A 3,377-nucleotide genomic window follows, 5' to 3' on the forward strand; every position below is an offset into this window, starting at 1 on the left:
AAACCTATAGTGATTTTGTCTAATAACGACGGTTGTATCATTTCCCGAAGCGATGAAGCCAAAGCCCTCGGCATAGCCATGGGTGCGCCCGAATTTAAAGTGCGACAAGAGCTCAAAGCCAAAAACATACAGGTCTTTTCCTCCAATTATCCTTTGTATGGCGACATGAGTCATCGGGTGATGAAAATACTCGAGGGTTTCACACCACACGTAGAACCCTACAGCATTGACGAAGCGTTTATGAACTTCGACGGTGTTTCGGTAACTGATTTTCACGACTATGGTTTGCAAATGAAAAACCGCATTATGCAATGGCTCAGCATTCCGGTTTCGGTGGGTTTTGCACCGACCAAAGCGTTATCGAAAGTGGCCAATAAAATCGCGCGTAAATTTCCGGACCGAACCCAAGGTGTTTATATCATCGATTCGGAAGAAAAGCGAATAAAAGCCTTAAAATGGACCAAAATCGAGGATGTTTGGGGCATTGGATTTCGCCTGACTAAAAAGATGAAGGAGAGAAACATCAACACAGCCTACGATTTTACGTTGCCGCAACACGAAGCCTATATCAAAAACACGATGGGTGTAGTGGGTTTGCGTTTGAAATACGAACTCGAAGGGCAATCGGTATTGGCATTAGAAGAGCCGAAAGACAAAAAAAACATTGCCATCACCCGAAGCTTTGCCGGGAATATCACCACACTTGATGCTATGAAAGAGCGTGTTTCAACCTTTGCCACAGTATGTTCCGAGAAACTTCGAAAGCAAAAATCGTGTTGCCATGGTGTGATTTTGTATTTGAGAAAAGACAAGTACAAAGTCGATCGCCAGCGTTACAATTTCTACCGCATGGAAACCTTGCCATATGCGAGCAATTCTTCGATTACTATTAGTAACTTGGCTGTGAAAATGCTGAAAGAAGTTTTTGAAGAAGGCGAAATCTACAAAAAAGCCGGGGTGATCGTAACGAATATTATTCCCGAAAGCCAAAAGCAATTCCATTTGTTTGAGGAAGAAAATCCGAAGCATTTGAAGCTCATGCAAGTAATGGACGATTATTATAAAAAAACCGGAGATCGTAAAATCAAACTTGCTAATCAGGATTTAGAACGCACTTGGACCATGAAGCAAGAGCATTTGTCAAAAAAATACACCACCGACATTCATCAAATCTTGACCATAAAATGCCAATGAAAAGTCCGCTAACTTTTTTCAAACCCGATTTCGAAAACTCGAGAGCACTACCCTATTTTGAAGGTGGTATCAAAGCGGGATTTCCTTCGCCTGCTACCGATTTTGAAGGAAGTCAAATCAGTTTAGACAAAGTATTGGTCAAAAATTTCGAAGCTACTTTTTATGCCAAAGCCGATGGTACTTCGATGATAGGCGCGGGTATCGATGATGGCGACATTATGGTTATCGACCGCAGTATCGAACCCACCGACGGGAAAATTGCGGTTTGTTGTATCGACGGAGAATTTACGGTGAAACGCATCAAAATAAAAAAAGAAGGTGTTTATCTTATGCCTGAAAACAAAACCTTTCAACCGATTAAAATAGAAGAAGACAATAAGTTATTCGTTTGGGGGATTGTTACCTATGTGATTAAAAGTGTTTAAAATAAAAACCCGATACTTTCATATCAGCTTTATTGCTTATTAACTTAATGACAGATACAACATTAACACTTTAATTACGTCATGATTTTTGAAAGTCTATTTTATATTTCCTTCATCATCAATCTTGAATAACCATTCTTGATCTATACAGTCATTAGACACATTCACTGTTTTACAAATTTGTTTAGTAGCCTCAATTAAGTAAAGGTCATCATTAACTAAAGAAATTTTTAAACCATAATCGTTTAAAAAATCTCCATAAGTTTTTTGCCAAAGGAGTTCGCCGGAAGGGCTCACTTTTACTATTAAAACATCATAATTCCCTTTACCAAAAGAACTGGTCGAACCCACTACCAAGTAATCGCCTTCTTTAGTTTTTACCACTTGACCGGCTTTATCATAACTGGTGCCGCCAATGGTTTTCTTCCAAATAATTTTACCGGTAGCATTCTTTTTAGTTAGCTCAATATCACATTCATTTTGACTCTGACAATTTATGGTGGCTAAGGTAACTTTGGAATCATCCCAAAAATTATAAACCAGGGATTTGATTTCGGAAAACAATATAAAAAAGGTAGCGATACTTGCCAAAAAAAGCAGTATCCTCCAATTCCTTTTAAACAAAACTTTACTGTCTTCAAACAAGTTATTGACGTTCGAAACAACTATTCTGAATTCAAACTTTTTGTTATTTTCTTTCAGTGACATTTCGTTCAATTTAACCCCTAAAATTTCTCCAATGGCATTTAGAGAATAAATACTTGGGGTAACTTCGTTTTTTTCAATTCGCTGGATGGTTCGCAATGCTATACCATTTTGTTCGGAAAGTTCAACTTGAGTCAGCCCTTTTGAAACTCGAATATCTTTAATGTGTTCTCCTATTTTCATATTACAAATTTATTAGTTTTCAAGCCACAAATTTATAGGGTTGTTAGATCGATAAAAACGACTTCTTTACGTCATTTAGAAGACAGTTGAAGATTTTGAGGTTGGATTTTAAAATATACTGCAAGTTTATCTCAGCGAGCCAAAAAGTAAAGTAGGCTTTATGATTGATTTTAGGGCCATCTGAGGTAAAAGAAATGGTCACAAATAAAAAAAGCATGAAACTATGCTTCAGGCATTTGCTTTGCTACCCCTATTGGGCTCTAACCAAGGACTCTCTGATTAACTGTCAGTTGCTCTAACCAACTGAGCTAAGGAGGAAGATATTATAAATCAAACACTTACAATTCAATGTGTTTTTTATGTACACACTTTTTGCACTCCACAACTGGTTTACAAATAGTGTTTATACAAAATTACTTTAATTTTTTATTCTAATTCAATTCTTAAATGGATCAACACATATTAGAATACTATTTATTGTGTTGAACAACCGCATGTTCAAATCCTTCTATAAAACCTTTGCAGTATATTGTTTCTTCAGTTGTATGAATAAAACTGTCAGGTTTTGGACAAGCATTTTTTGCGAGGATAATAGCATCATCATTTGCAATAGTTAGAAACTCATCAGTGATATAACAATTTTCTTGTAATGTATTGTCTTTACTTTTAGCAAGCAGATATAGTTCATACGCTTTGCTTGCACATTGCTTTGCTGAAATTAAATCAGCAAAAACGCCTAATACTGATTGTATGTCTTCAAACTAAAGTGGACTTTTTTTTAGAGAGTGTTTAGTTAATTAATTCAAAGATAAATGTTTTTCTTTATTGGTTAATGATTTGATTTTTTGGTACTCATTTCTGCGGTTAATA

3 protein-coding genes and 1 tRNA gene are annotated in these 3,377 nt (G+C 36.2%); 2 read left to right on the forward strand and 2 right to left on the reverse strand.

What is annotated here, in order from left to right:
- On the forward strand, positions 1 to 1,194 hold a 1,194-nt coding region (locus ACIQ32_RS11525), incomplete at its 5' end, for a Y-family DNA polymerase (RefSeq protein ID WP_396195833.1).
- The gene (locus ACIQ32_RS11530) at positions 1,191 to 1,619 is read left to right on the forward strand and encodes a LexA family protein (RefSeq protein WP_396195834.1); all 429 of its coding nucleotides are present in this window, start codon (positions 1,191 to 1,193) and stop codon (positions 1,617 to 1,619) included. The genes ACIQ32_RS11525 and ACIQ32_RS11530, both read left to right, overlap by 4 nt.
- A gap of 96 nt (positions 1,620 to 1,715) precedes the next feature.
- On the opposite strand, the gene ACIQ32_RS11535 is transcribed toward ACIQ32_RS11530, so the two are convergent.
- Positions 1,716 to 2,507: a helix-turn-helix domain-containing protein gene (locus ACIQ32_RS11535; protein ID WP_396195835.1), complete on the reverse strand. Its 792-nt coding sequence runs from the start codon at positions 2,505 to 2,507 to the stop codon at positions 1,716 to 1,718.
- A gap of 244 nt (positions 2,508 to 2,751) precedes the next feature.
- Positions 2,752 to 2,825 (reverse strand) — tRNA-Asn (locus ACIQ32_RS11540).
- Positions 2,826 to 3,377 lie beyond the last annotated feature (552 nt).

The sequence above is a fragment of the Flavobacterium sp. genome (assembly GCF_044373165.1).
In the GTDB taxonomy this organism is placed as follows: domain Bacteria; phylum Bacteroidota; class Bacteroidia; order Flavobacteriales; family Flavobacteriaceae; genus Flavobacterium.